This window comes from Microbacterium sp. Z6_144, from assembly GCF_057197625.1.
On sequence record NZ_JBXVPT010000001.1, the window covers coordinates 242,693 to 266,385 of the forward strand.

General features: G+C 72.1%; 23 protein-coding genes. 21 read left to right on the forward strand and 2 right to left on the reverse strand.

Annotation, left to right across the window (positions count from 1 at the left end; translation table 11 throughout):
• Positions 1-184: 184 nt before the first annotated feature.
• Positions 185-1,195 (forward strand): aldose 1-epimerase family protein, encoded by a 1,011-nt coding sequence (locus tag AC2DGY_RS01150; RefSeq protein WP_484507864.1) that lies wholly within the window; start codon positions 185-187, stop codon positions 1,193-1,195.
• A gap of 22 nt (positions 1,196-1,217) precedes the next feature.
• Here the strand turns inward: AC2DGY_RS01150 and AC2DGY_RS01155 are convergent, their stop codons facing one another.
• Entirely contained in the window at positions 1,218-2,594 is a 1,377-nt protein-coding gene (locus AC2DGY_RS01155) for a mannitol dehydrogenase family protein (RefSeq protein ID WP_484507865.1), read from the reverse strand.
• 124 nt (positions 2,595-2,718) lie between these two features.
• Here AC2DGY_RS01155 and AC2DGY_RS01160 point away from each other — a divergent pair, with 124 nt between their 5' ends.
• Entirely contained in the window at positions 2,719-3,447 is a 729-nt protein-coding gene (locus AC2DGY_RS01160; RefSeq protein ID WP_484507866.1) for an SDR family oxidoreductase, read from the forward strand.
• A 93-nt stretch (positions 3,448-3,540) separates the two neighbouring features.
• Here the strand turns inward: AC2DGY_RS01160 and AC2DGY_RS01165 are convergent, their stop codons facing one another.
• Positions 3,541-4,725, reverse strand: coding sequence for an HAD-IA family hydrolase (locus AC2DGY_RS01165; protein WP_484507867.1), 1,185 nt, complete (start codon positions 4,723-4,725; stop codon positions 3,541-3,543).
• 86 nt (positions 4,726-4,811) lie between these two features.
• Between AC2DGY_RS01165 and AC2DGY_RS01170 the strand changes: the two genes are divergently transcribed.
• The 19 genes from AC2DGY_RS01170 to AC2DGY_RS01260 all read left to right on the forward strand — a co-directional run bounded on the left by AC2DGY_RS01170 (position 4,812) and on the right by AC2DGY_RS01260 (position 23,628).
• Positions 4,812-5,915 (forward strand): LacI family DNA-binding transcriptional regulator, encoded by a 1,104-nt coding sequence (locus AC2DGY_RS01170; RefSeq protein WP_484507868.1) that lies wholly within the window; start codon positions 4,812-4,814, stop codon positions 5,913-5,915.
• Positions 5,912-6,958, forward strand: coding sequence for a class I mannose-6-phosphate isomerase (locus AC2DGY_RS01175; protein ID WP_484507869.1), 1,047 nt, complete (start codon positions 5,912-5,914; stop codon positions 6,956-6,958). Before AC2DGY_RS01170 ends, AC2DGY_RS01175 begins: the two co-directional genes overlap by 4 nt.
• Positions 6,955-8,388, forward strand: coding sequence for an FGGY-family carbohydrate kinase (locus AC2DGY_RS01180; RefSeq protein ID WP_484507870.1), 1,434 nt, complete (start codon positions 6,955-6,957; stop codon positions 8,386-8,388). Before AC2DGY_RS01175 ends, AC2DGY_RS01180 begins: the two co-directional genes overlap by 4 nt.
• 54 nt (positions 8,389-8,442) lie before the next feature.
• Positions 8,443-9,207 carry an ATP-binding cassette domain-containing protein gene (locus AC2DGY_RS01185; RefSeq protein WP_484507871.1) on the forward strand — a complete coding sequence of 255 codons (765 nt, stop codon included), beginning with the start codon at positions 8,443-8,445 and terminating at the stop codon, positions 9,205-9,207.
• Positions 9,204-10,283 (forward strand): ABC transporter permease, encoded by a 1,080-nt coding sequence (locus AC2DGY_RS01190; RefSeq protein WP_484507872.1) that lies wholly within the window; start codon positions 9,204-9,206, stop codon positions 10,281-10,283. Before AC2DGY_RS01185 ends, AC2DGY_RS01190 begins: the two co-directional genes overlap by 4 nt.
• A 48-nt stretch (positions 10,284-10,331) precedes the next feature.
• Positions 10,332-11,324, forward strand: coding sequence for an ABC transporter substrate-binding protein (locus AC2DGY_RS01195; RefSeq protein WP_484507873.1), 993 nt, complete (start codon positions 10,332-10,334; stop codon positions 11,322-11,324).
• Positions 11,325-11,400: 76 nt separating this feature from the next.
• On the forward strand, positions 11,401-12,168 hold the full coding sequence (locus tag AC2DGY_RS01200; protein ID WP_484507874.1) for an SDR family oxidoreductase: 768 nt from the start codon (positions 11,401-11,403) through the stop codon (positions 12,166-12,168).
• Positions 12,169-12,170: 2 nt separating this feature from the next.
• On the forward strand, positions 12,171-13,673 hold the full coding sequence (locus AC2DGY_RS01205) for a rhamnulokinase (protein ID WP_484507875.1): 1,503 nt from the start codon (positions 12,171-12,173) through the stop codon (positions 13,671-13,673).
• Complete coding sequence (locus tag AC2DGY_RS01210; RefSeq protein ID WP_484507876.1) at positions 13,670-14,431, forward strand: class II aldolase/adducin family protein; 762 nt, start codon at positions 13,670-13,672, stop codon at positions 14,429-14,431. The genes AC2DGY_RS01205 and AC2DGY_RS01210 overlap by 4 nt, the downstream gene beginning before the upstream one ends.
• Positions 14,428-15,153, forward strand: a complete 726-nt coding sequence (locus AC2DGY_RS01215; RefSeq protein WP_484507877.1) for an SDR family oxidoreductase — start codon at positions 14,428-14,430, stop codon at positions 15,151-15,153. The genes AC2DGY_RS01210 and AC2DGY_RS01215 overlap by 4 nt, the downstream gene beginning before the upstream one ends.
• Entirely contained in the window at positions 15,153-16,229 is a 1,077-nt protein-coding gene (locus AC2DGY_RS01220; RefSeq protein ID WP_484507878.1) for a zinc-dependent alcohol dehydrogenase, read from the forward strand. The genes AC2DGY_RS01215 and AC2DGY_RS01220 overlap by 1 nt, the downstream gene beginning before the upstream one ends.
• Positions 16,226-16,873: a nucleoside/nucleotide kinase family protein gene (locus AC2DGY_RS01225; protein WP_484507879.1), complete on the forward strand. Its 648-nt coding sequence runs from the start codon at positions 16,226-16,228 to the stop codon at positions 16,871-16,873. Before AC2DGY_RS01220 ends, AC2DGY_RS01225 begins: the two co-directional genes overlap by 4 nt.
• Positions 16,870-17,718: a class II fructose-bisphosphate aldolase gene (locus AC2DGY_RS01230; protein WP_484507880.1), complete on the forward strand. Its 849-nt coding sequence runs from the start codon at positions 16,870-16,872 to the stop codon at positions 17,716-17,718. Before AC2DGY_RS01225 ends, AC2DGY_RS01230 begins: the two co-directional genes overlap by 4 nt.
• The gene (locus tag AC2DGY_RS01235; protein ID WP_484507881.1) at positions 17,715-18,698 is read left to right on the forward strand and encodes a 1-phosphofructokinase family hexose kinase; all 984 of its coding nucleotides are present in this window, start codon (positions 17,715-17,717) and stop codon (positions 18,696-18,698) included. The genes AC2DGY_RS01230 and AC2DGY_RS01235 overlap by 4 nt, the downstream gene beginning before the upstream one ends.
• 159 nt (positions 18,699-18,857) lie before the next feature.
• Positions 18,858-19,340 carry a hypothetical protein gene (locus tag AC2DGY_RS01240; RefSeq protein WP_484507882.1) on the forward strand — a complete coding sequence of 161 codons (483 nt, stop codon included), beginning with the start codon at positions 18,858-18,860 and terminating at the stop codon, positions 19,338-19,340.
• Positions 19,341-19,372: 32 nt separating this feature from the next.
• Positions 19,373-20,533: a peptidoglycan-binding protein gene (locus tag AC2DGY_RS01245; RefSeq protein WP_484507883.1), complete on the forward strand. Its 1,161-nt coding sequence runs from the start codon at positions 19,373-19,375 to the stop codon at positions 20,531-20,533.
• The gene (locus AC2DGY_RS01250) at positions 20,530-21,276 is read left to right on the forward strand and encodes an ABC transporter ATP-binding protein (protein ID WP_484507884.1); all 747 of its coding nucleotides are present in this window, start codon (positions 20,530-20,532) and stop codon (positions 21,274-21,276) included. The genes AC2DGY_RS01245 and AC2DGY_RS01250 overlap by 4 nt, the downstream gene beginning before the upstream one ends.
• Complete coding sequence (locus AC2DGY_RS01255; RefSeq protein ID WP_484507885.1) at positions 21,273-22,523, forward strand: ABC transporter permease; 1,251 nt, start codon at positions 21,273-21,275, stop codon at positions 22,521-22,523. The genes AC2DGY_RS01250 and AC2DGY_RS01255 overlap by 4 nt, the downstream gene beginning before the upstream one ends.
• 217 nt (positions 22,524-22,740) lie before the next feature.
• A complete protein-coding gene (locus AC2DGY_RS01260; RefSeq protein ID WP_484507886.1) occupies positions 22,741-23,628 on the forward strand; it encodes a hypothetical protein in 888 nt (295 codons plus the stop codon).
• Positions 23,629-23,693: the final 65 nt, after the last annotated feature.

Here is a 23,693-nt window from a genome sequence, read left to right on the forward strand (position 1 = left end):
GCGCGGCGTATTCACGCGGATGTCGGGACGGCGCCGGCCGCGCAGACTGAGTACGGTTCGGCGGGGCGGCGGCGCCCAGGGCCGCGCGGGCCGGCCGCGGGGCGGCGGGGCGGTGGGGAGTGCAGGGTCGCGCGTGGCGCGGCGTGCCCGCTGCTACCGTGACGCATCGACGGAGGAGGAAAACATGGTGGCGGAACTCTTCGGGATGCCGATCGACCGGGCGCGCGAGCGCCGGGGGTCACTCGCCCAGACGGCCTCGGTGGAGTCGTCGCTGATCACCGACGGTCCCGCGGCCGGGACGCGCCGCATCCGCCTCGTCGCCGGAGACGTCGACGTCGACCTGCTCCCTGACCGCGGCCTCGACATCGGCCAGGTCCGGGTGGGCGGAGTCCCGCTGGCGTGGATCTCGCCCACCGGCTTCCCCCGGGCGAACGCGTACGACGCCGACGGGGAGGGGTGGGCACGCGCCTTCGGTGGGGGCCTGCTCACCACCTGTGGTCTGCTGAATGTCGGGCCGGCCTCGAGCGACGGGGGCACGGATCATCCGATGCACGGGCGCTACACGACGCTGCCGGCCACGGTCGTGCGGGCGGAGGCGACCGAGGAGGAGGTGGTCGTGGAGGGCGTGGTGCGGGAGGCCGCGGTGTTCGGCGAGCACCTCGAGCTCCGCCGCCGCATCACCGTGTCGCTCCACCGCCGGGGCATCCGGGTGGCCGACATCCTGACCAACCGCGGTCCCGATCCGGTCGAGCCCATGGTGCTCTACCACCTCAACTTCGGCTGGCCGCTGATCGATGAGGGCACCCGGGTGCACAGCCCCGCGACCGCGGTGGAGCCCCGGGACGCGGATGCCGCGGCCGGCGCCGCCACGTGGGACACGTTCCCGGCCCCGCAGCATCCGTACCCGGAGCAGGTCTTCGCCCACCACCTTCCCGCCGACCGCTCCGTCGCCGTAGAGGTCACGAACCTGGGGGGGCTCAGCGTCGCGGTGCGGTTCGACACCGCCCAGCTGCCGGGGATGTTCCAATGGCGCGTGGCCGAGCCGGGGATGGTCGTCCTCGGCATCGAGCCGGCGCTGGTTCCCACCATCCTCGGGCGGACCGCCGCCCGGGAAGAGGGGCTGCTGCGTCCGCTCGCCCCGGGGGCGTCCCTGACGCTGGGCGTGGAGATCGAGGCGACCGGCTCGTTGGGGTAGCGGCGGTGCCGGCCGCGATGGGTCACGCGAGGGCGCGCACCGCTCCCCGCGCCCCGCGCTCGGCGAGCAAATCCCGAGCCCGCACGTACGCCGCGTGCAGGCGCGGGTCGTCCACGCCGAGGGTGGGGACGAGGGTCAGGAACGCGCCGGGCCGCTCGTCGTCGGCGAGGGCGGCGGCTTCCAGGGCGTCCAGGCGCACGTCGCTGTTGATGAGCCGCCGGTCGTGGTCACGGGCCCCGCGGGCCAGGCATGCCTGCCACGCGGCCAGCACGAGCGCGCACCGCGTCACCGATTCGCCGGCGGCAAGGCGATCCTCGATGACGGGGACCAGGAACTTCGGGATGCGGTCGGAGCCGTCCACGACCTGACGGGCGAGGGTGTCCTGGATGGCGCGATTGGAGAATCGAGCGAGGAGCTCGGCCTGGTAGGACGCGAGGTCGATGCCGGGTACCGGATCCAGCGTCGGTGCGGCCTCCTCCCGCATGTAGCCCGCGAGGAACGCCGCGAAGTCGGGGTCATCGACCACGTCGTGCACGAACGAGAACCCCTCGAGGAGCCCGACGTAGGACATCGCTTGATGCGAGGCGTTGAGGAGACGGAGCTTCATCTTCTCGTACGGGGCGACGTCGTCCACGAATTGCGCACCCACCACCCCCAGGTCGGGCCGGCCGGCGGGGAAGCGGTCTTCGATCACCCACTGCGCGAACGCCTCCGAGCTCACCGGCCACGCGTCGCGAAGCCCCGTGAGCTGCTCGACCGCGTCGATGTCGCCCGGCGTGGTCGCCGGCGTGATGCGGTCGACCATCGAGTTGGGGAACGACACCTCTGCGGCGATCCACTCGGCCAACCCTGGGTCGACCGAGGTGGTGAACGAGACGAGCGCCTCGCGCGCGACCGCGCCGTTGCCCTGGATGTTGTCGCAGGAGAGCACGGTGAACGGGGGCACGCCCTGCGCGCGACGCCGCGCGAGGCCGGCGGCGAGGAAGCCCCACACGGTGGTCGGCACCGCGCCGGGCGCGGTGTCGGCGCGGGCGCCTGCACGGTCCAGATCGAATCTTCCGGTGGCGTCGTCCACCCCGTAGCCGGCCTCGGTCACCGTCAGCGACACGATCCGGACGTCCGGCGAGGCGAGCTTGGCGATCACGGCCTCGCGGTCGCCGGGCGCGAACAGGTACTCCGCAACCGACCCGATGATCCGGGCCGTCGCCGTTGCATCCGGCGCGCGGGTCACGAGGGTGTACAGCCGGTCCTGCGCGGCGAGGACATCGCGCATGCGCGCGTCGCCGGGGAGGAGGCCGACGCCGCACAGCGCCCATTCCGGCGAGCCGCCTTCGCTGAGAAGGGTATCCAGGTACATCGCCAGGTGGGCTCGGCTGAACCCGCCTAGACCGAAGTGCACGATGCCGGATAGAGTTCGGTCTCGATCGTACGGTGGGATGACAACGTTGTCGTTTGCGTTACTCAGCGTCGAGTTGTTCAAGTCGGTCACGGCCGAGAGTCTAACGAGGAAGGAATCACACGCAATGGGAGACTTCGAAGGTCGAACCGTTCTGGTCACGGGAGCGGCGGGGGGCATCGGCGGCGCAACCGTCCGCCAGCTCGTCGCCCAGGGAGCGGACGTCGTCGCCGCAGGTCGCACGGCGGAGTCGCTCGAGGCGATCGTCCAGGAGACCGGCGCGCGCCCGCTGGCCTTCGACCTGGAGTCGGAAGACTCCGTCCGCGAAGCGCTCGAGGGCATGGATGTCTGGGGCGTGGTCAACTGCGCCGGATTCGGCGGCGAGATTGCCACGCCGCAAGACACCGACATCGCGATCTTCGACAAGGTGATGTCGGTGAACGCCCGCGGAGCGCTGCTGGTGACGAAGTACACCGCTCGGGAGATGATCCGGATCGGTCGCGGGGGCGCGATCGTGAACGTCTCCAGCCAGGCCGGCCTGGTCGCCCTCACCGGCCACGTGTCCTACGGATCTTCCAAGGCCGCGCTGGACAACATCACCCGCGTCTCGGCGCTCGAACTCGGGCGTCACGGCATCCGCGTCAACAGCGTCAACCCGACGGTCGTGATGACCCCGATGTCGGCGTGGTACTGGGGTCGCGCAGACATCGAGGGGCCCTTCCTGGAGCAGATGCCGTTGGGCCGGTGGGCGACCGAGGATGACATCGCAGGCCCGATCGTGTTCCTCCTCAGCGACGCGGCCAGCATGATCAGCGCGGTCTCGCTGCCCATCGACGGCGGCTACACCGCACGCTGACACGACCGCGCGGGCGGGCCGTCGGTCCCGCCCGCGCAGGCGTCAGCGCCGCGCAGGCGTCAACACCGCGCAGGCGTCAACACCGCGCAGGCGTCAGTCGCGCACGCGCAGGTGGAAGCGCTCACCGTCGCGCACGACTTCGAGCTCGTCCAGCCGGTCGACGACGACGTCGGCATCGGCGAGCTCGGCGGCGTCGTGCGTGCCGGTGATCGCGACCACCGCGCAGCCGGCTGCGCGGGCGGCCGTGATGCCCGCCGGTGCGTCCTCGAACGCGACGCATCGGCGGGGGTCGACGCCCAGGCGCTCGGCGGCGAGGGCGAAGGGTTCGGGATCGGGCTTCCCGCGGGTCACGTCGTCGAAGGTCACCACGACGTCCGGGCGCGGGAGCCCCGCCGCCTCGAGCCGGTTGCCCGCGATGAGACGGGTGCCGCTCGTGACGATGGCGCGGCGCGGCGTCGTGGCGAAGAACTCCGCCGACCCGGGAATCGCGACCACGTCCGCCGTCTCCGCCTCCTCGATCGCCGAGATGCGCGCGAGTGCCTCGGCCGCTCGCTCGGGCGGGAACATCTGCGCGATCAGGTGCGCCGCCGGCTGACCGTGACCGGATGCGAGGGGGTCGAGGGCGACGCCGTACTCCGCCGCCAGCATGCTCCAGGAGCGCAGGACCGCGGGCGTGGAGTCGATCAGCGTGCCGTCGAGGTCGAACAGCCCGGCGTCGAACGGGCGCGACCACAGCGGAGCATGGCGGTCGACCTCGCGGTGCACGCCCAGGGCGCGGAGCACGCGCGTGACCTGCTGGGCTGTGGAGAGAGCGGCGTCGATCCGCACGTGCGGCACCGCGGGCGGTTCATCCGGGGCCGCCATCGCGTGGGCATCGCGGTCGGCCGAACGCTGGGCGCGGCGGGACGCGAGCGTCTCGCGGCTCCCCGTCATCCACACCACCACCGGCTCCTGACCGCACGCTGCCACGAGCCGGCGCCAGTGGTCGCCACCGCCCAGTTCGGCCGTGAACGGCGCCACGGCCACGGCGCCCACGCCGCTCTCGCGCTGGTCCGCTATCGCGTCCAGGAGCACGCGATAGCGGGCCGGGCGCACCGTGTCGCGCAACGCGGGATCGTTCCAGTGCGCGCCGCCGAGGCGGGGCGTGACGACCTCCTCCAGCAGCGGGTTGGTCAGGGTGTCGAGGTCGAGCAGGGGGAGTCGAAGGCGGCGCGCGAGCGCCCGTCCAAGGGTCGACTTGCCGGCGCCGGCGGCGCCGCTCACAGCGAGGAAGATCATCGCACCGACTTTCGAGGGACTTGACAACGTTGTCGTGTGAGGCTCACTATATCGACGGGTGAAGTCGGGCTTCACGAGAATCCACAATGACAACGATGTCGGAGCAGGACATGGCACAGGACGACGCGGAAGCCACCGCAGCGGGCGAACGCGCCGGCGCGCCGCGCCGAGCGCGCATCACCGACGTCGCCGACCGCGCACGGGTGAGCATCAAGACCGTCTCGCGCGTGGTCAACGACGAGCCCGGCGTCCGCGAAGCCACCCGCGAGCGCGTCCTCGCGGCCATCTCCGAGTTGGGGTTCTTCCCCAACTCCACCGCCCGTTCGCTCAAGACCGGCGGACAGGACGCGATCGGCGTCATGATCGACGCGATCGCCGACCCCTTCTTCGCCGACCTGGTGAGCGTTCTGGAGGAACTCGCGATCGAGCGGGGGATGAGCCTGCTGTTCGCCAGCACCGGCTTCGATGCCGAGCGGGAGCGCGAACATCTCCAGCGCCTCGCCGGGCACCAGCTGCGCGGACTCATCATCGCGCCGGTCGGCGTGAGCGCCGAGGAGCTGCAGATGCTCCGCCGGCGGTTCCCCATCGTCAGCGTCGACCGCGCCCGCGACGGGATCGACTCCGTGATCGTCGACGACTTCGGCGCCGCCCGGGACGCCACCCGCCGCCTCGTGGACAACGGCCACCGCCGCATCGGGTTCATCGGCGACGATCCTGCGTATCCGACCAACAGCGCCCGACTCGACGGTTTTCGGGCGGCCCTGGCCGAGGCCGACATCCCCGTCGACGAGTCGCTCATCGTCGGCCATGCCCGCAGCCGGGCGGCGATGGCCTCGACCTCGGCGGCCCTTCTCGCCCGGACGGATGCACCGACGGCGGTGCTGTGCGCGACCTCGCGGGCGTCCATCGCGACGATGGACGCCATCCGCGCCGCCGGCATCGAGGGCCTCGCCTTGATCTCGTTCGGCGACTTCGAGCTCGCCGACCTGTTCACCCCGGCGATCACCTGCGTGAATCACACGCCCCGCCCGATCGCCACGGCCGCGTTCCAGCGCCTGCTCGAACTCTTCGACGACCCCGCATCCGAACCGCAACGGATCGTCCTGCCCACCTCCCTCGTCGCGCGCGGCTCGGGCGAACTGCCCCCGCGCGCCGCCGTGGCCACCTCCTCACTCGGAGCCGCATCATGAAGCCCGTCCTGCTTCCGCCCAACCCCGTGCAGCACTTCTACCTCGGCGGCGACCGCATCGCCGCCCTGCGAGGGATCGTGCCCGAGAGCGACCGGCAGCCGGAGGAGTGGCTGGGCGCCACCGTGTCGCGGTTCGGCGACCCCGTCACCGGTCTTGCCGTCACCGGAGACGGCGCGCTGCTGCGCGACCTCGTCGCCGGTGACCCCGCCGCCTGGATCGGCGCGGGCAGCGGCCGTGACGCCTCCGACGTCGGCATCCTCGTGAAGCTCCTCGACGCGCGCCAGCGCCTCCCCGTCCACGTCCACCCGCAGCGCGGATTCGCCGCCGCTCACCTGGACTGCCCGTACGGCAAGACCGAGGCCTGGTACGTGCTCGATGCCGAACCCGGCTCCGCCGTGCACGTCGGCTGGAGGGAGGCGGTCGACCGCGACGAGCTCGACCGCCGCCGCGATGCGCAGGACAGCGAATGGATGCTGGATCACCTCAACCGCGTCGAGGTGCACGAGGGGATGGGAGTCCTCGTCCCCGCCGGCACCGCCCACGCCATCGACGGGGGCATCTTCGTGGCCGAGGTGCAGGAGCCCACCGATTTCTCGATCCTGCTGGAGTGGTCGGTGACGACCTCCACGCGGGAGGAGTCGCACCTCGACCTCGGGTTCGACACGGTCATGCCCGCCGTCTCCACCGCCGCCCTCGCCCCCGACGCCCTGGCCGCGCTCGTCACGACCGCCGGTGAGACGCGGCTGGGTCGCGACATCCGCAGCGTGCTGCCCGCCTCTGCCGATCCGTACTTCCGCCTCGCCGTGGCCACCGGCGCCGGTTCCGCCTCCGAGCCGGTCGACGCCGGCTTCGCCGTGGTGCTCGTCACCGCGGGTGCAGGCTCGCTCGTCTCGGACGCCGACGCGGTGTCGCTCGAGCGGGGTCAGGCCGTCGCCGTGCCGCACGACTTCGGTGCGTGGCGCGTCGACGGCGAGGCCGAGGTGCTGATCGCGCGCCCGGGCGCCGGATGGCCCGCCACGCTCGCGGCCGGGGAGCTGCAGTGAGCGAATACGTCGTCGGCATCGACATCGGATCCACGAGCATCAAGATGCTCGTGGCCACCCTCGGCGGGCGCGAGGTGCTCGTGGTCAGCCGCCGGTCGCCGTGGGTCAACCTCGACCACGGCCAGGCCGAGATGCCGGCCGAGCGCGTCGTCGACGTCGTGCACGAGCTGGCCCGGGAGGCCGACACGACGCTGACGCGCGAGGGCGCGTACCGGGTGCGCGCGGTGGGCGTCTCGGGGATGGCCGAAGCGGGAGTGCTGCTCGACGGCGCCGACGTGCCGGCGGCCCCGATCATGGCGTGGTTCGATCCGCGCGGCGGCGAGCAGATCCTGCAGACGCCCCGTGATTTCCGCGCCGAGTTCCTCGGCCGCACCGGCTTGCCGGTCGGGCCGCTCGCCACGATCTCGAAGCTCCTGTACCTGCGCGACCAGGGGATCGACCTGAAGGGGCGCACCTTCCTGAACGTGCCCGAGTACGTGATCCGCTCCCTCGGAGGCCCCCGCGTGGCCGAGTACTCCCTCGTCTCGCGCACGGGCATCATCGACCAGGACGACAGCCGTCCGTGGGATGCGGCCCTGGAGGTCCTCGGCGCGGGAGACGACCTGCTGGCCGAACGTGTCGGTGCCGGAACGCCGGTGGGCGTTCTCACCGACGACCGGATGCCGCGTCCCTTCGCCGGCGCGGTGCTCACCGTCGCCGGCCACGACCACCTCGTCTCGGCGGTGGCGGCCGGTGCGACCGCGAGCGACGAGCTCTACGACTCGATGGGGACGGCCGAGGCGCTCGTGCGGGTGCTCGACGCCGTGCTGCCGTTCGACGCCCGCGAGCGTCTCGCGCTGGCCGGCATCAACACCGTGCGGCACGTGCTTCCGGGCAAGTACGTTCTTCTGGCCGGCACGAAGTCGGGCCTCCTCATGCGACGGGTCCTCCAGCTTCTGGGGGTCGCCGACGCGGAGGGCCGTCGCGCCCTCGACGAGCGGGTCATGGCGCTGCCCACCCGCGGCGGGCTCGCCGACGGCGGTCTGCAGGTCAGCGGTGCGCGTAACGACGACGGCGTCCTCCAGATCGCGGCCAACAGCGACGGCCTGTCGCCCGAGGAGCTGTTCATCGCCGCGCTCCTCCACGGCAACGACATGTGCGCCGAAGTCATGGAGGTCATGGACCGCGAGGTTCCGGCGCCCACGGCGACGTTGCTCACCGGCGGCTGGTCCAAGATGGCCAGCGTCGTGCGTGCCCGCGAGCTCATCCTCCCCGCCGTCTCCCTCTCCGCGCACGACGAGGGCACCGCGTACGGGGCTGCGCTGTTCGCCGCCTACGCCGCTTCGGCGGCCACGAAGGACTTCCCGGAGTTCGCCGCGTCGTTCCTGGCCGCGCACTCCACGCCCGCCGACGCCGCCTCCGTCGCCGTACCGGCGGGGCGGATCGAATGAACGGAGCCACCGTGAACCACCTGCACATCCGCATCTGCACAGAAAGGAGCTGACATGCCCACCCCAGTACTCGAGGCGCGGGGACTGTCCCGCCAGTTCGGACACGTCCGTGCGCTCAACGAGGCCGACTTCGAGGTGTACCCCGGCGAAGTCACCGCGCTCATCGGCGACAACGGAGCCGGAAAGTCCACTCTCGTCAAGGCGCTCTCCGGCAACCTCGCCGTGGACAGCGGCACGATCAAGTTCGACGGCGAACCGATCGAACTCACCTCCCCGTCCCAGGCCAGCGCGCTGGGGATCGAGACGGTGTACCAGGACCTCGCCCTCGCCCCCCACCTCGACCCCGTCCAGAACATGTACCTGGGCCGCGAGCTGCCGGCGTCGGGCATCGGCGGCGCCTTCGGCTTCATGAAGACCAAAGAGATGCGCGATCAGTCCCGGGCAGCCTTCGCCGATCTCGGTGCGACCGTGCGCTCGCTCACCTCGCCCGTCGGCGAGATGTCGGGCGGGCAGCGCCAGGCGATCGCCATCGCTCGCGCGGTGCACTGGGCCAACCGCCTGGTGTTCCTCGACGAGCCGACCGCAGCTCTCGGCGTGCGCCAGACCCAGAACGTGCTCGACACCATCCGTCGTGTCCGCGACAAGGGCATCGCCGTCGTGCTGATCAGCCACTCGATGCCGCACGTCATGGAGGTCGCCGACCGCATCCAGGTGCTGCGACTGGGCACCCGCGCCGCGGTCCTGGACGCCAAGAGCACATCCATGGAGGAGCTCGTCGGTCTCATGACCGGCGCGATCACGAAGGAGGGGAACCAGTGAGCACGTCCAGCCCGCCGACCGAGACCATGGCCATCGGCACCGCCGAACCGAAGGAGAGCTTCCTCAAGCACCTCCTGAAGGCGCAGGCGTTCCAGATCCTCCTGGTGCTCCTGGTGATCGTGGCGATCTTCAGCGCCCTCGCGCCCGACACGTTCGCGCAGTGGTCGAACTTCCGCCTCATCATCCAGAACGCCTCCATCCTCGCGGTGCTGGGCATCGGGATGACCTTCGTCATCATCACGTCCGGCATCGACCTCTCGATCGGCTCCGTCCTGGTCTTCTCCGGCGTGGTGTCGGCGATGGTCATGCGCGAGATGGGCGGCCAGGGGTGGGGCGTGGCCATCGTCGGCATCCTCGTCGCGATCGCCTCCGGCGTCGCGTGGGGGCTGTTCAACGGCTTCCTCATCGCCAAGGGCAAGATCCCGCCGCTGATCGTCACGCTGGGGTCGCTCGGAATGGCCCTCGGCTTCGCGCAGATCATCACCGGTGGCGTCGACGTCCGGGCGGTCCCCACGGTGCTGACGACCACGATCGGCTACGGCAACGTGTTCGGCACCATCCCCACGATCTCCGTCATCGCGCTCGTCCTCGTCATCATCGGCGCGATCGTGCTGCACTACACCCGCTTCGGCCTCCACACCTTCGCGGTCGGCTCGAGCGAGGTCGCGGCGCGGCGCGTGGGCGTGAAGGTCGACCGGCAGCTCATCAGCATCTACACGATCTCCGGCGGCCTCGCCGGGTTCGCCGGCATCCTCTCGCTGTCGCAGTTCAGCACCACGGCCATCGCGGGCCAGTCGCAGACGAACCTCAACGTCATCGCGGCCGTCGTGATCGGTGGAACGTCGCTGTTCGGCGGCATCGGCACCATCTTCGGCACGGTCGTGGGTCTGTTCATCCCCGCCGTGCTGCAGAACGGGTTCGTCATCACCGGCGTCCAGCCGTTCTGGCAGCAGGTCGCCGTCGGCGCGGTGCTCGTCGCCGCCGTGTACGTCGATCAGGCCCGTCGCTCCGCCGCGATGCGGGGCAACACCCAAAGCCTCTGGCGCAGGTTCGTCAGCGGAAGTCGACGCGGGTGACCGTGGCGACTGCACCAACCCACCACACAAGAGAAACGGTTGATCACAATGACGTGGAGTAAGAAAGGTCTCGGCATCGCTGTCTTCGGCGCATCCGCCGCGCTCATGCTCGCCGGATGTTCGTCAGGAGGCGGAAACGCCGGCTCGGGCGGGGGTGACTCGGACGAGGGCTACACCATCGCCTTCGTCCAGGGCGTCGCCGGCGACGAGTTCTACATCTCGATGGAGTGCGGCATCAAGGAGGCGGCCGAGGCCGCCGGTGCCACCGTTACCGTGCAGGGCCCGGAGAAGTTCGACCCGACCCTGCAGAAGCCGCTCGTGGACTCCGTCGTGGCCTCCCGGCCCGACGCCCTCCTCGTGGCTCCCACGGACGTGACGGCGATGGCAGCGCCCATCCAGGCCGCCGCCGACGCCGGCATCCAGGTCGTCCTCGTCGACACCACCCTCGAGGACCCGTCGATGGCGGTCTCGCAGATCTCCAGCGACAACGTCGGCGGCGGCGCTGCCGCGTTCGACGCCATCAAGGAGGCCCACCCCGACGGCGGCAAGGTCCTGGTCGTCTCGATCGACCCGGGCATCTCGACCTCCGACGCCCGCGCCGAGGGCTTCGAGCAGGCGGTCGCGGAGGACGAGAACTTCGAGTTCCTCGGCATCCAGTACAGCCACAACGAGCCGGCCACCGCGGCCGAGATCGTGACGGCAGCGCTGCAGAAGGACCCCGACATCGTCGGCATCTTCGCCGCCAACCTGTTCGCCGCCGAGGGCACGGCCACCGGTGTGCAGCAGGCCGGCAAGACCGGTGACGTCACCATCGTCGGCTTCGACGCCGGTCCCGCCCAGGTCGAGCAGCTGCGCAACGGCGTCGTCCAGGCGCTCGTCGCCCAGGAGCCGGCCACCATCGGCGCCGACGGCGTCGAGCAGGCGATCGCGGCGCTGGAGGGTGAGGAGACCGAGGAGATGATCCAGACGGGCTTCACCATCATCACCGAGGACAACATCGACGGCGAGGGCGGCGAAGCCGCCTACGTGTCTTCCTGCTGATCCGCTCGTGGCGGCCGGGGCACAACGCTCCGGCCGCCACGGCATCTTTCGGCGGCAGCACCACCTACGGAGCACCATGAACTTTCCCGACCTGGCCGGACGCACGGCTGTCATCACCGGCGGCGCCCGCGGCATCGGCTATTCGCTCGCTGCCGCGCTGGCACGGCAGAACGTCGATATCGCGCTGCTCGATCTCCTCCCCGAGGTCGCCGAGTCGGCCGACCGCCTGGCGCAGGAGCACGGCGTCCGAACCGCCTCGGCCCTGGTCGACGTCACCGATGCCGCCTCCGTCGACGCGGCATTCGCCCACGCCCGTCAGGCCCTGGGGGTCGCCGACATCCTCATCACGGCCGCCGGCATCACCATCTGGGGCGACTCCGCCGAGGTCGAACCGGCCACCTGGCGCAAGGTGATCGACGTCAACCTCAGCGGCACCTTCTACAGCGCGCAAGCCTTCGCCCGGCCGCTACTGGCCGAGGGTCGTGAGGGCTCCGCCATCCTCATCTCCTCGATGTCGGGGCGGGTCGTCAACATCCCCCAGCGGCAGGCGTCCTACAACGCGTCCAAGGCCGCCGTCGACCAGCTGACCCGCTCGCTCGCCGTCGAGTGGGCGCCGGCGCTGCGTGTCAACGCGATCGCGCCGGGCTACATCCTGTCGGACATGACGCGCCAGTTCACCGAGGCCAACCCCGACCTCGCGGCCCAGTGGGTCTCCGCGATCCCGGCCGGCCGGATGGGCGACCCCTCCGACCTGGACGGCCTCGTGCTGCTGCTGGCTTCGTCGGCCTCGTCGTATCTCACCGGGCAGACGCTGGTGATCGACGGCGGCTACACCGCGATCTGAGCATGCCCGCCGCGCCGGTTTCCGCTTTCCTCGCCGTGGACCTCGGGTCCTCCAGCGGCCGGGTGATGCTCGGCATCCTGGACGCCGGACAGGCCCGGGTCGCCGTGCGCGAGGTCGCACGATTCGCCAACCGTCCTACGGTCCAGCCCGAAGGACTCGGATGGGATCTCGACGCGCTTCGGGAGGCGGTTCTCGACGGACTCGCCGACGGATGCGCCGCCGCCGCGTCCCTCGGCGCGAGCGTCCGGGGAATCGGCATCGACTCGTGGGGCGTGGACTACGCCCGCCGACAGGACGGCGCACTCCGTCCGTTCGCGCGGCATCATCGGGACGTCGACGCCGCCTTCGCCGCGACGGTGTCGGCAGGGCGCGACCTGGCCGCGGACTACGCCGCCACGGGGGTCCTGGATCAGGCGATCAACACCGCGCACCAACTCCGCCAGGACGTCCGTGACGGCATCGGTGCCCCGGAAGACACGATCCTCCTGATCGCCGACGCCTTCGTCTTCCTCCTCACCGGCCGGGTCGCGGCCGAACGGTCGCTGGCGTCCACGACGGCGCTGGTGGATCGGGCGCGGGAGGACTGGTCGCCCGCGCTCACCGCCGGGATGCGGGGAGTCTTTCCGCCGCTCGTGAACCCCGGCGGACTCGCCGGGCACACGACCCCTGACGTCACCGCGCGCATCGGCGCCCCCGCCCCGCTGCCGGTGTGGTTCGTGACCGCCCACGACACCGCCGCGGCCTTCTCCGCCGTCGTGGGGGTCGACGAGCGAGAGCGCCTCACCGCCGTGGTGGCGTGCGGGAGCTGGGCTGTCGCGGGAGTCGCCCTGCCGGCACCCGTGCTCGGCGACGCGGGCCGTCGCCGCGGTTTCACCCAGGAGGTCGGCGCCGACGGGGCGACGCTGCTGGTGAAGAATCTCAGCGGTATGTGGTTGCTGCAGCAGGCCACGCGCGAGTGGGCCGCTGCGGACGGCCGGGACGACGAGCCGGCGGCAACCCTCCCGGAACTGCTGGATGCGGCGGACGCATCCGTGTACGCCGGACGGTTCGACCCGGCCGACCCCGCCCTGCAGGCGCCGGGCGCGCTCGTGGACCGCCTGATCGTCCGGTGCACGGCGGACGCGGGGACTCCACCGCACTCTCGCGCCGACCTCGTCCGCGCCATCCTGTCGAGCCTCGCCGACGCGTACGCCCGGACCGTGGCGGACGTCGAAGACCTCACCGGCCGGCGGGTTGACGACATCCGCCTGGTCGGCGGCGGCGCGCGGGGCGACCTGCTGTGCGCCCTCACCGCCCAGGCCGCCTCCCGCCCCGTGACGGCCGGGCCGGCCGAAGCGTCGGTGCACGGCGTCCTCCTGCAGCTCGCCGTCGCTGCCGGCGACCTCCCCGACCTCGCGGCCGCCCGAGCCGTCGACGTGGATGACGGCGAGCCGCCGCCCCGCGTGTTCCCCGCCCCGAACGACCATCGGGCCCGACCCGCATCGCCCATCCGAGGAGCAGTATGACCGACACCGCCCGCGAGACCCTCGTCGATCTGTCGCGCAGACTCGGTGACCGCGCGTTCGACGCGGCGCTCCTCGGCGAGGGCAACACCTCGGTGCGCGTGGGCGACCGGATGCTCGTCAAGGCCAGCGGGGCCAATCTGGCCACCGCCGAGCCGGCCGACTTCGTGCCGGTGGCCTTCGCCGAGGCGCTCGCGCTGATCGAGGACGACCGGGCCGGCGATGACGAGGTCGACGCCTTCTTTTCGGCCATCGCGGCACGCGAGGGGCGGCGGCCCTCGGTCGAGGCGCTTCTGCACGTCGTGGCGTACGAGGCCTCCGACGCGAGCGTCGTGGCCCACAGCCACCCGACCAGCGTCAATGCGCTGCTGTGCTCCGCATCGGCCGATCTCCTCGTGTCGGGCGCGCTGTTCCCCGACCAGATCGTCGTCCTCGGTGCCACGCCGCTCCTCGTGCCGTACATCGACCCCGGGGTGCGGCTCGCGCGCGAAGTGCGGATTCTCCTCCGCCGCCACCGGGACGTGCACGGTGCGGCGCCCGCGGTGATCTACCTCCGCAACCACGGGATGTTCGCGCTCGGGGCCAGCAGCGCGGAGGTTCTCGGCATCACCGCGATGGCGCAGAAGTGCGCACGGGTGATCCTGGGGGCGGGCGCGGTCGGCGGCGTGCAGTTCATGCCGCCCGAGGAGGTCGCCCGCATCGACACCCGACCCGACGAGATATACCGGCGAGCGCTCCTCGCGGGAAAGGAGCCACGATGACCCTGCAGGGCAAGGTCGCGATCCTCACCGGCGCGAGCTCGGGCATCGGCCTGGCCACCGCGCACGCGCTCGTCGCCGAAGGCGCGCACGTGGTCGCCGTGGCCCGCTCCGAAGAAAAACTGGCCCAGCTCGCCGCCGACCTCGGCGACGGCGTGACGACGGTCGTCGCGGACGTGGCCGACCCCGCGACCGCCGACCGTGTGGTCGCCGCCACCCTCCAGCGTCACGGGCGGCTCGACATCGTCCTGCCCAACGCCGGGATCTACGTCGGCGGCGATCTGGTCGACACCGCGCAGGACGACATCGCGGCGCTCGTGGCCACCAACGTCACGGGTGTGATGACGCTCGTGCGCGCGGCGCTCCCGCCCCTGATCGCACAGGGCAGCGGCGACATCGTGGTGACCAGTTCGGTGTCGGGTCACCAGGACATCGAGTGGGAACCGGTGTACTCCGCCAGCAAGCACGCGGTGCAGTCGTTCGTGCACACGGTGCGCCGGCAGACCGCCCGCACCGGCGTGCGGATCGGTGCCATCGCCCCCGGCGTCGTGCTCAATCCGCTGTGGGGTTTCACGCACGGCTCGCCCGAGGAGGCCGAGCGCATCGCCGCGGGAACCGGGATCCGGTCATCCGACGTCGCCGAGGCGATCGTGTTCATGCTCACCCGGCCCGCGCACGTCGTCGTGCGCGACCTCGTGCTGCTCCCGACGGGTCAGGACATCTGATGGCGTGGCCGACCGGCCGCATGGCGGCGCTCGTCTTCCCCGGGCCGGGGATCGCCCAGTGGCAGGACGTCCCCGTTCCCGCCCGGCAGCCCGGTCACGTGCTGGTCCGGGTCGAGCGCGCCGGAATCTGCGGCACCGACCTGGCTCTGCTGGACGGGACGATGGGCTATCTCCAGTCGGGGCAGACCCGGTACCCGCTGCGCCCGGGCCACGAGTGGTGCGGCACCGTCGTGGCCGTCGCCGAGGACGTGACCGCTGTCTCCACCGGCGACCGCGTCGTCGGAGAACCGTTCCTCAGCTGCGGGCGGTGCGCCCTGTGCCGCGCCGGCCGCCGCGACCAGTGCCCGACGCGGGACGAGATCGGTGTCCGCGGGGATGCGCCGGGAGCTGCGGCCCAGTACCTCGCCGTTCCCGCGGAGAACGTCGCCGTCGTCCCACCGGACCTGGACCCGGCCGCCGCGGTGCTGGCCGAGCCGCTGGTCACCGTGCTGCACGCGCTCTCGGTACTGCGGCTGCAGGCCGGTGAATCGCTGGGTGTGATCGGCGCGGGCACCCTCGGGATGCTGGCAGCCCAGGTCGCGCGCGCCGCCGGGGCGGAGGTGACGGTGTACGCCCGCGGCGACCGGTCCGAGCGCGCCGGGGCCTGCGACGCCGCCTTCGTGCCGGTGGCGAACGCGGAGGCTGACCGCCACGACGCCGTGATCGAGGCATCCGGGGGAGACGGGTCGCTCGGCCTGGCGGTGCGGCTCGCCCGCCCAGCGGGGCGCGTGGCGCTCGTGGGCGTACCCGGGACGGCGGAGACCCTGGACGCCATGCCGGTGGTGGTCAAAGGGCTCGAGCTCACCGGTGTGCTCGGCGGGATCCCGTTCCTCGCCCGCGCCGTACGCCTCCTCGCCGACGGCGTCGTGCGCCCCGACACCATCATCGACGCGGTGCTCCCGGCCGCCCGGGCGGGGGAGGCCCTCGACCTCCTCGCCGGCGGCCGCACGACGCGCCCTAAGATCGTGCTCGACCTCGACGCCGCCGCATCCCTCATCCCCGACGGCGTCGCGGGGCGGATCGGGGCGGCGGCATGAGCGTTTCCACCGTGCACGTGGATGACCTCGTCGCCCGCGTCCGCGAGCTGGCGTCGGCCGGCGACCGTGTGCTGCTCGGCATCGCCGGTGCGCCCGGTGCGGGGAAGAGCGCGCTGTCCGACGCTCTTCTCGCGGAGCTCGGGGCCGACGCCGTCCTCGTCGGCATGGATGCGTTCCACCTCGCCGACGCGGAGCTGGCCCGGCTCGGCCGCGGCGAGCGGAAAGGGGCGCCCGACACGTTCGACGTCGACGGGTACATCGCGACCCTGGAGCGCATCCGGGCGCGCGACCGCGCTGTCTACGCGCCCGTCTTCGACCGGGGGCTCGAGGCGGCGGTCGCCGGATCGGTGCGCGTCGACCCCGACGTTCCGGTCGTCCTCACCGAGGGCAACTATCTCCTCCTCGACCACGGCGGGTGGGAGCGGGTGCGCGGGTGCCTGGACGAGGTGTGGTTCGTGCAGCCCGACGAGGCGGAGCGGCAGCGGTGGCTCATCGCCCGCCACGAGGCCTATGGGCGCGCCCCCGACGCCGCGCGCGCGTGGGCGCTGGGCACCGACCAGCGCAACGCCGACCTCGTCCAGACCACCGCGCATCGCGCCGACCGCGTCTTCGCGGTCGACTACCGGAAGGACGTCCGCGCATGACGCTGACGCACATGTCCACGCTCCTGGGGAGCCATCGCGCCGTGGGCGCTTTCAATTTCGTGCAGCTGGAGATGGCGGAGGCCATCGTCGCCGGCGCCGAGCAAGCAGGGACGGGCGTCGTGCTGCAGCTCTCCGAGAACGCGGTGCGGTTCCACGGGGCACTGGAGCCCGCCGCATCCGCGGCCCTGCGCCTGGCGGAGTCGGCGCGCGTCCCCGTGCTGGTGCATCTGGACCACGCCACCGACGAGGCCCTCGTGGATGCGGCGCTGGCCGCGGGCGTGCGCTCGGTGATGTTCGACGGCGCGCACCTCCCCGACGACGAGAACCTCGCGCGCACGCGCGCCGTCGCCGAACGTGCGCACGCCGCCGGGGCGTGGGTGGAGGCCGAGCTCGGCGAGATCGGCGGTAAGGGCGGCGCGCACACGCCGGGCGTGCGCACAGACGTCGACGACGCCCGCGCCTTCGTCGCCGCCACCGGGGTCGACGCGCTCGCGGTGGCGGTGGGGAGCACCCACGCCATGACCGAGCGTGCGGCATTGCTGGACGAGGACCTCATCCGCCGGCTGGCAGAGCGGGTGGCCGTCCCTCTCGTGCTGCACGGCTCGAGCGGCGTGCCCGACATCGGGATCGACGGTGCCGTCCGCGCGGGTATGCGCAAGATCAACATCGGCACACATCTCAACGTGGTCTTCACCACCGCCGTGCGCCGCGCGCTGGAGGCCGACGCGGCCGTCGTCGATCCGCGCGCCTACGTGCGCCCCGCCCGCGAGGCCGTCGGCGGTGAGGTCGCCCGGATGCTGCGGCTCATCGTCGAGGGCGACCTCCCGGGCGGCGAGCAGCCGTGACCGCATCGCGCGTGGTGACGCTCACCCCGGCCGGGGCCATCGATGCGACCTACGTGGTGGCCGACCTCGAGCGGGGCGGCCTCATCCGCGCCTCCGCCTACACGCGCGAGGTGAGCGGAAAGGGCGTCAACCTGTCTGCCGCGATCGACCTCGCAGGCGTCGCCACCGCCGCCGTGGTGGTGCTCGGCGAAGAGGACCACACCTTCGCCGAGCGCTCGCCGCAGGCCGGGCTCCTGCGGATCGTCGCGGTCTCCGGGTCCACGCGGGTGAACACCGCGATCCTCGACTCCTCGGGGGCCACGACGAAGGTGAACGCCCCCGCTCCGCCCCTCCCGGCCGACGTGTGGGACCGCGCCGTCGCGACGGCACTCGCGGAGACGCGGGAGGGCGACTGGCTCGTCCTGTGCGGAACGCTGCCGCCCCTCGCCGGATCGGATCGGCCGGTCGATCCGGCCTCGCTGTTCGCCGACGCCCGCCGGCGCGGCATCCGGGTGGCCGTGGACACGAGCGGTGCCGGCCTTGCCCGCCTGCTTGAGCGCACGCCCGACCTCGACCTCATCAAGCCCAACACCGCCGAGCTCGCCGAACTCACCGGCCGGGCGCTGTCGACCATCGGCGACGTCACCGCCGCCGTGCGGGACCTGCTGGCGCGCGGTCTGAAGCTGGCCTACGTCAGCATGGGCGCCGACGGCGCACTGGCCGTCTCGGCGGACCGGGTCGTGCACGCGCACGCGCGCGCCGTGCGCCTGGGCAACACCGCCGGCGCGGGGGATGCCTCCCTGGCCGGGTTCCTCGTCGGCCTGGGAGAAGGGGGCCCCGACGCGCTGGCCTCCGCCGCGGGGAGCGCTGCCTCCTGGGGGGCGCACGCGGTCGCGCAGGACAGCACGATCCTGCCGAGCCTGGACGGCGCCCCCGAGCCGGTCGTGACCGTGGCGCCCGATCCGGCGACGCGCCTGTCCGAGCCCGCCGCCACGCGCTGACGGCGCCGCGCGACGCGCGAGTCTCCCGTGCGTCGGCGTGGTCGGCGTATGGGGACCGTATCCAAACGCGCAGACGCCTCCGTAACGGGGTTCCGGGTGGAGTGGGAGTCATCGTTGCAGCATCCGCTGCGGCGCTTCCGCCAGGCCGAAGGATCCGCGATGCCCACCTCACTCCGTTCCCGCCGCACCACGCTCGCCCTCCTGCTGGGGGCGACCACCCTGCTGTCGGCTCTCACCGCCTGCACCGCGCCCGCGGCGAATCCCGCTCCGTCGGCGTCGTCGACCTCTTCCGGGCTCACGGGAGACGCGTACACGGCGGCGTACCACGAGTACGAACTGCAACTCGCGCAGTGTTTCCGCGATCAGGGCCTCGACGTCGCCGACCCGCCGGCCGACGGGTTCCTCGACACGAGCAGGCCCGACCTCCAGGCCGCCTTCGCCACGTGCGCTGCCGAGATCGGTGACCCGCCCGTCCAGGAGGTCAGCCAGGACGAGCGTGTCGAAGCCCTGGAACAGAACCTCGAGCGCGCCGAGTGCCTCCGGGAGAAGGGCTACGACATCGTCGAACCCACCCTGGAGGATCCCGGCTTCGTCCCGGCGGAAGTGACCGACGAGGACTTCGAAGCCTGCCGGACCGACTGACCCCTCCCGCCGCTCACGTTCGGAGAACAGACATGACGAATCGACGGGACACGGCGTCGGATGACCGCGCCGCGGAGGACGAGGTGGACGTGCACAGCCCGCGTCCACGAGGAAAGCTGCTGCTCGCAGCCACCGGTGTCGTCCTCATCGTCGGCGCGATCCTCGCCGGCGTGCTGATCGGGCGGGAATCGATCCCCGCATCGTCTGCGGCATCCGGCACGGCCGAGCCGCCGACGACCACACCGGTCACCTCGGGCGACCTGATCGCGACGACGAACGTGCAGGGCACGCTCCATTACGCGGCGGACGGGCGCCTGTTCGCGGGCCCGGCCGGCGTGCTGACCATGCTTCCGGCGCCCGGGACGGTGATCGCGCCGGGCGGTCAGCTCTACCGGGTGAACAACGCGCCCGTCCTGCTGCTGCGCGGCGACCTCCCCGCCTGGCGCTCGTTCGAGAGCGGGATGACCGACGGCGATGACGTGCGTCAACTCGAACAGAACCTCGCCGCGTTCGGGCTGTTCCCCTCCGCGCCGGACGGGAGGTTCACCCGGGAGACCGCCGCATCCGTGAAGGCGTGGCAGAAGGCCGCGGGGGTCGAGCAGACCGGCCGTCTGGATCGTTCGGCCGTGCATTTCGCCCCCGGAGACATCCGGGTCGCCCAGCTCACCGCGACTCTCGGAGCGGACGTGGGCCCGGGGGCCGAGCTGTACCAGGTGACGTCGACGGTGAAGGTGGTCGATCTCGCGCTGCGACTGGCCGACCAGCAGCTCGCGGTGGTGGGTGCCCCGATCGCCATCGCGCTGCCCGACGGCTCTGAGACGCCGGGCGTGATCGCGGCCGTCGGTCAGCCGACCGAGCAGGTGCAAGAGGCCGGCGGCCCGGGGGAGGCCACGTCGACGTTCGTCGTGCCCGTGTCGATCACCCTCGATGCTCCGGAGGCTGCCGCGCAGTTCGCCCGGGCGAGCGTCACGGCGCGGTTCTCCACCACCCTGGGCGCGGATGTGCTGACCGCCCCGGTGGAGGCGCTGGTCGCCATCGACGCCGACTCCTTCGCCCTCGAGGTGCTCACCGATGCCTCGGAGAGCGCCACCGAGCGGGTGCCGGTGACCCTGGGCGCGTTCTCCTCCGGCCGGGTCGCGGTGTCCGGTCCGGGGATCGAGGACGGGACCCCCGTCGTGGTGCCGTCCTCATGAGTTCCTTCATCCGCCTCGAGCAGGTCACCCGTACGTACGGATCGCCGCCGGTGCGGGCTCTGGCCGGCGTCACCCTCACCGTGCGGGCAGGGGAGTTCGTCGCGATCGTCGGCCCGAGCGGCTCGGGGAAATCGACCCTCCTGAACGTGATCGGAACCCTCGACCGCCCGACATCCGGCGCGGCGTTCATCGACGGTCATGACATCGGCACGATGAACGATGCGGCACTGTCGGCCCTACGGGCCCACCGGATCGGCTTCGTGTTCCAGCAGTTCCACCTCCGCGAAGGAGTGGACGCGCTCGACAACGTCGCGGACGGCCTGCTGTATACGGGGATGCCCCGGCGGCGGCGACGGGTGCTGGCCCATCGCGCCCTGGAGCGCGTGGGGCTCGGTCATCGGATGGATCACCTGCCCGGGCAGCTCTCGGGTGGCGAACGCCAGCGGGTCGCGATCGCGCGAGCCGTCGCAGGAGAGCCTCCGCTGATCCTGGCCGACGAGCCGACGGGCAACCTCGACTCCGAGTCGGGCAGAGGGATCGTGCAGCTGCTCCACGACCTCAACGACGAGGGCACGACCGTCGTGGTCATCACGCACGATTCCGCCCTCGCCGAGCGGCTGCCCCGTCGCGTCGCAATCTCCGACGGTGCCGTGATCTTCGACAGTGGCCCCGCCCCCGAACGTACGGCGCGTGCCGGCGTCACGGCGGAGGCGGCCGGCCCCAGGAAAGGGAGCACCGAGTGACGGATACGTCTGCGCAGACCTCACCGACCGGCCGGGACCGGCCAGGGCCGGGGGAGGAGGAGCGATTCCCGCGGTCGAGACTGCGGCCGAGCGACCTGGTGTACGTCGGCTCGTCCGGCCTGCGCGCCCGCCCGTTGCGGGCGGTGCTGTCGGCGCTGGGGATCGCGATCGGGATCGCGGCGATGGTGGCCGTCGTCGGCAGCTCCGCCTCCAGCCGCGCGCGCCTGGACGAGCAGCTGTCGTCGTTGGGGACCAATCTGCTCACGGCGACGGTGGCCGAGGCGCGCGGACCCGTCGCGCCGCTCCCCCTTCCGGCGGACGCTGCGGCTCGCGTGGAACGGCTGGCGGGAGTCGGGAATGCGACGACCGCCGCCGATCTCGACGTGAAGGTGTACCGCAACAGGCTCGTTGACCCGAACCGGTCGGGCGGGCTGACGGTCACAGCGGCCGAAGTCGATCTGCTGGACGTCGTGGGAGCGCGGGTCGGCACGGGGCGATGGTTCAACGCGGCGACCGCGACCCTCCCCACCACCGTGCTGGGCGCGACGGCGGCCGCGCGATTGGGCGTGGACGGCCCGGGCTCCGAGGTGTGGATCGATGGTCAGAGCGCGACGGTGATCGGCGTGCTCGACCCGGTGCCCCTCGCCCCCGAGCTCGATCTCGCAGCGCTCGTCGGCATCCCGATGGCCCTCGCACAGTATGAGCACTCCGGGGCACCGACGCGGCTGTACGAGCGATCGGCGGATGACGCGGTCATCTCCACGCGCGCGCTCATCGCGCCGTCGCTCCAACCGCAGTCCCCGGGAGACGTCGCCGTCTCGCGGCCCTCGGACGCGCTCGCAGCCACCAGCGCGGTGGACCAGGCGTTCACCGGTCTTCTCTTGGCCCTCGGTTCGATCGCGCTGGTCGTCGGCGGTATCGGAGTGGCCAACACGATGATCATCTCGGTTCTCGAACGACGCAGGGAGATCGGGCTCCGCCGCGCGATCGGTGCCACGCGCCGACATATCCGCGTGCAGTTCCTCACCGAGGCCGTCCTGCTGTCAGCGCTCGGAGGGCTGGCGGGGGCGGGGATCGGCAGCGCGGTGACCGCTGTCATCGCCACGGCCAACGGCTGGATCCCCGTCGTACCGGTGTGGGTCCTGTTCGGGGGGCTCGTTGCCACGATCTCGATCGGAGCGGTCGCCGGACTCTACCCCGCGGTCCGGGCAGCGAGGACCGCGCCCTCGGTCGCCCTGAGCGCCTAAGCGCCTGAGCGCCTGGGCGCCTGGGCGCCTGGGCGCGATCGGGTGGTCGGTCTCGGCCACCCGATCACGCGTGTGCGGCTCGCCCCGTGTCGTCGCCCCCGCGCCCGGCATTGACACCCGGCCATCCAGAGGGCACCATGGAGGGGGAGCAAGTCACCGGTGTCATGGTTGAATTTCCGGGGTTTCTCCCCTCAAGCGAATCGAAGAGGACGCACTCATGAACCCGCTGACCACACCCGAACGACGCGGCATGCAGCGCATCTCCACGCCCCGCGGGAACATGCTGATCGTCGCAGCCGACCAGCGCAACGGGATGAAGGCGGCGATCCCGGATGCCCCCAACGGCTCGTCGGCGATCACGAAGGCGGAGCTGGCCGAGGTCAAGGCCGACCTCGTCCGTCACCTCGCCAACCACGCCCCCGCAATCCTCCTCGACCCCGAGGTCGCCCTTCCCTCGATCGTGGACGATGGCGTGCTCTCCCGCGACACCGCGCTGGTGGTCGGCCTGGACGCATCCGGCTTCGACGTGGTCGACGGCCTCCGCTTCACGAACTACGTCGGCGGTGTGACGCCTGCGACCGTGCACGCCCTCGGCGGCGACGTCGCCAAGATGCTCTGGTACATCCGCCCCGACCGGCAGGACATCGATTCCCGCGTGGCGCAGGAGATCCGCGACCTCGTGGCCGCGTGCGAAGCCGAGGGGCTGCTGCTGATCGTGGAGCTCCTCACCTACCCGCTCGAGGGCGAGAGCGACGAGGAGTACGCCGCGGCCTTCGCGACGCTTGTCGCCGATGGTGCGGCCCTCGCCGTCGCGTGCGGCGCGAAGGTGCTGAAGCTGCAGTACCCCGGAAGCCCTGAGGCCTGCGCTGCAGTCACCGCGGCGGCCCAGGGCGTGCCGTGGGCGGTGCTCTCGGCGGGGGTGGACCACGAGACCTTCATCGGGCAGGTCCGTACGGCGATGGCCGGCGGCGCCGCCGGCGCGATGGCCGGTCGATCCCTGTGGAAGGACAGCCTGTCGTTCGCCGGGGAGACCCGGGAAGAGCTTCTCACCACCCGCGCGCTGGTGCGCCTGCGCGAACTCACAGGCGCCGTCGACGACCGCTGACTCCACAGTCCCCGTCGCCGCGGCGCGAGGCGTGGCGCGCGGGTGGAAGGATGGCGACGTGACGA

Excerpts from the sequence above, each read along its gene's own strand:
- AC2DGY_RS01150 (WP_484507864.1), top strand. The coding sequence starts at position 185 with ATGGTGGCGGAACTCTTCGGGATGCCGATCGACCGGGCGCGCGAGCGC.
- AC2DGY_RS01160 (WP_484507866.1), top strand. The coding sequence starts at position 2,719 with ATGGGAGACTTCGAAGGTCGAACCGTTCTGGTCACGGGAGCGGCGGGG.
- AC2DGY_RS01165 (WP_484507867.1), bottom strand. The coding sequence starts at position 4,725 with ATGATCTTCCTCGCTGTGAGCGGCGCCGCCGGCGCCGGCAAGTCGACC.
- AC2DGY_RS01170 (WP_484507868.1), top strand. The coding sequence starts at position 4,812 with ATGACAACGATGTCGGAGCAGGACATGGCACAGGACGACGCGGAAGCC.
- AC2DGY_RS01175 (WP_484507869.1), top strand. The coding sequence starts at position 5,912 with ATGAAGCCCGTCCTGCTTCCGCCCAACCCCGTGCAGCACTTCTACCTC.
- AC2DGY_RS01185 (WP_484507871.1), top strand. The coding sequence starts at position 8,443 with ATGCCCACCCCAGTACTCGAGGCGCGGGGACTGTCCCGCCAGTTCGGA.
- AC2DGY_RS01195 (WP_484507873.1), top strand. The coding sequence starts at position 10,332 with ATGACGTGGAGTAAGAAAGGTCTCGGCATCGCTGTCTTCGGCGCATCC.
- AC2DGY_RS01200 (WP_484507874.1), top strand. The coding sequence starts at position 11,401 with ATGAACTTTCCCGACCTGGCCGGACGCACGGCTGTCATCACCGGCGGC.
- AC2DGY_RS01205 (WP_484507875.1), top strand. The coding sequence starts at position 12,171 with ATGCCCGCCGCGCCGGTTTCCGCTTTCCTCGCCGTGGACCTCGGGTCC.
- AC2DGY_RS01210 (WP_484507876.1), top strand. The coding sequence starts at position 13,670 with ATGACCGACACCGCCCGCGAGACCCTCGTCGATCTGTCGCGCAGACTC.
- AC2DGY_RS01215 (WP_484507877.1), top strand. The coding sequence starts at position 14,428 with ATGACCCTGCAGGGCAAGGTCGCGATCCTCACCGGCGCGAGCTCGGGC.
- AC2DGY_RS01220 (WP_484507878.1), top strand. The coding sequence starts at position 15,153 with ATGGCGTGGCCGACCGGCCGCATGGCGGCGCTCGTCTTCCCCGGGCCG.
- AC2DGY_RS01225 (WP_484507879.1), top strand. The coding sequence starts at position 16,226 with ATGAGCGTTTCCACCGTGCACGTGGATGACCTCGTCGCCCGCGTCCGC.
- AC2DGY_RS01230 (WP_484507880.1), top strand. The coding sequence starts at position 16,870 with ATGACGCTGACGCACATGTCCACGCTCCTGGGGAGCCATCGCGCCGTG.
- AC2DGY_RS01240 (WP_484507882.1), top strand. The coding sequence starts at position 18,858 with ATGCCCACCTCACTCCGTTCCCGCCGCACCACGCTCGCCCTCCTGCTG.
- AC2DGY_RS01245 (WP_484507883.1), top strand. The coding sequence starts at position 19,373 with ATGACGAATCGACGGGACACGGCGTCGGATGACCGCGCCGCGGAGGAC.
- AC2DGY_RS01250 (WP_484507884.1), top strand. The coding sequence starts at position 20,530 with ATGAGTTCCTTCATCCGCCTCGAGCAGGTCACCCGTACGTACGGATCG.
- AC2DGY_RS01260 (WP_484507886.1), top strand. The coding sequence starts at position 22,741 with ATGAACCCGCTGACCACACCCGAACGACGCGGCATGCAGCGCATCTCC.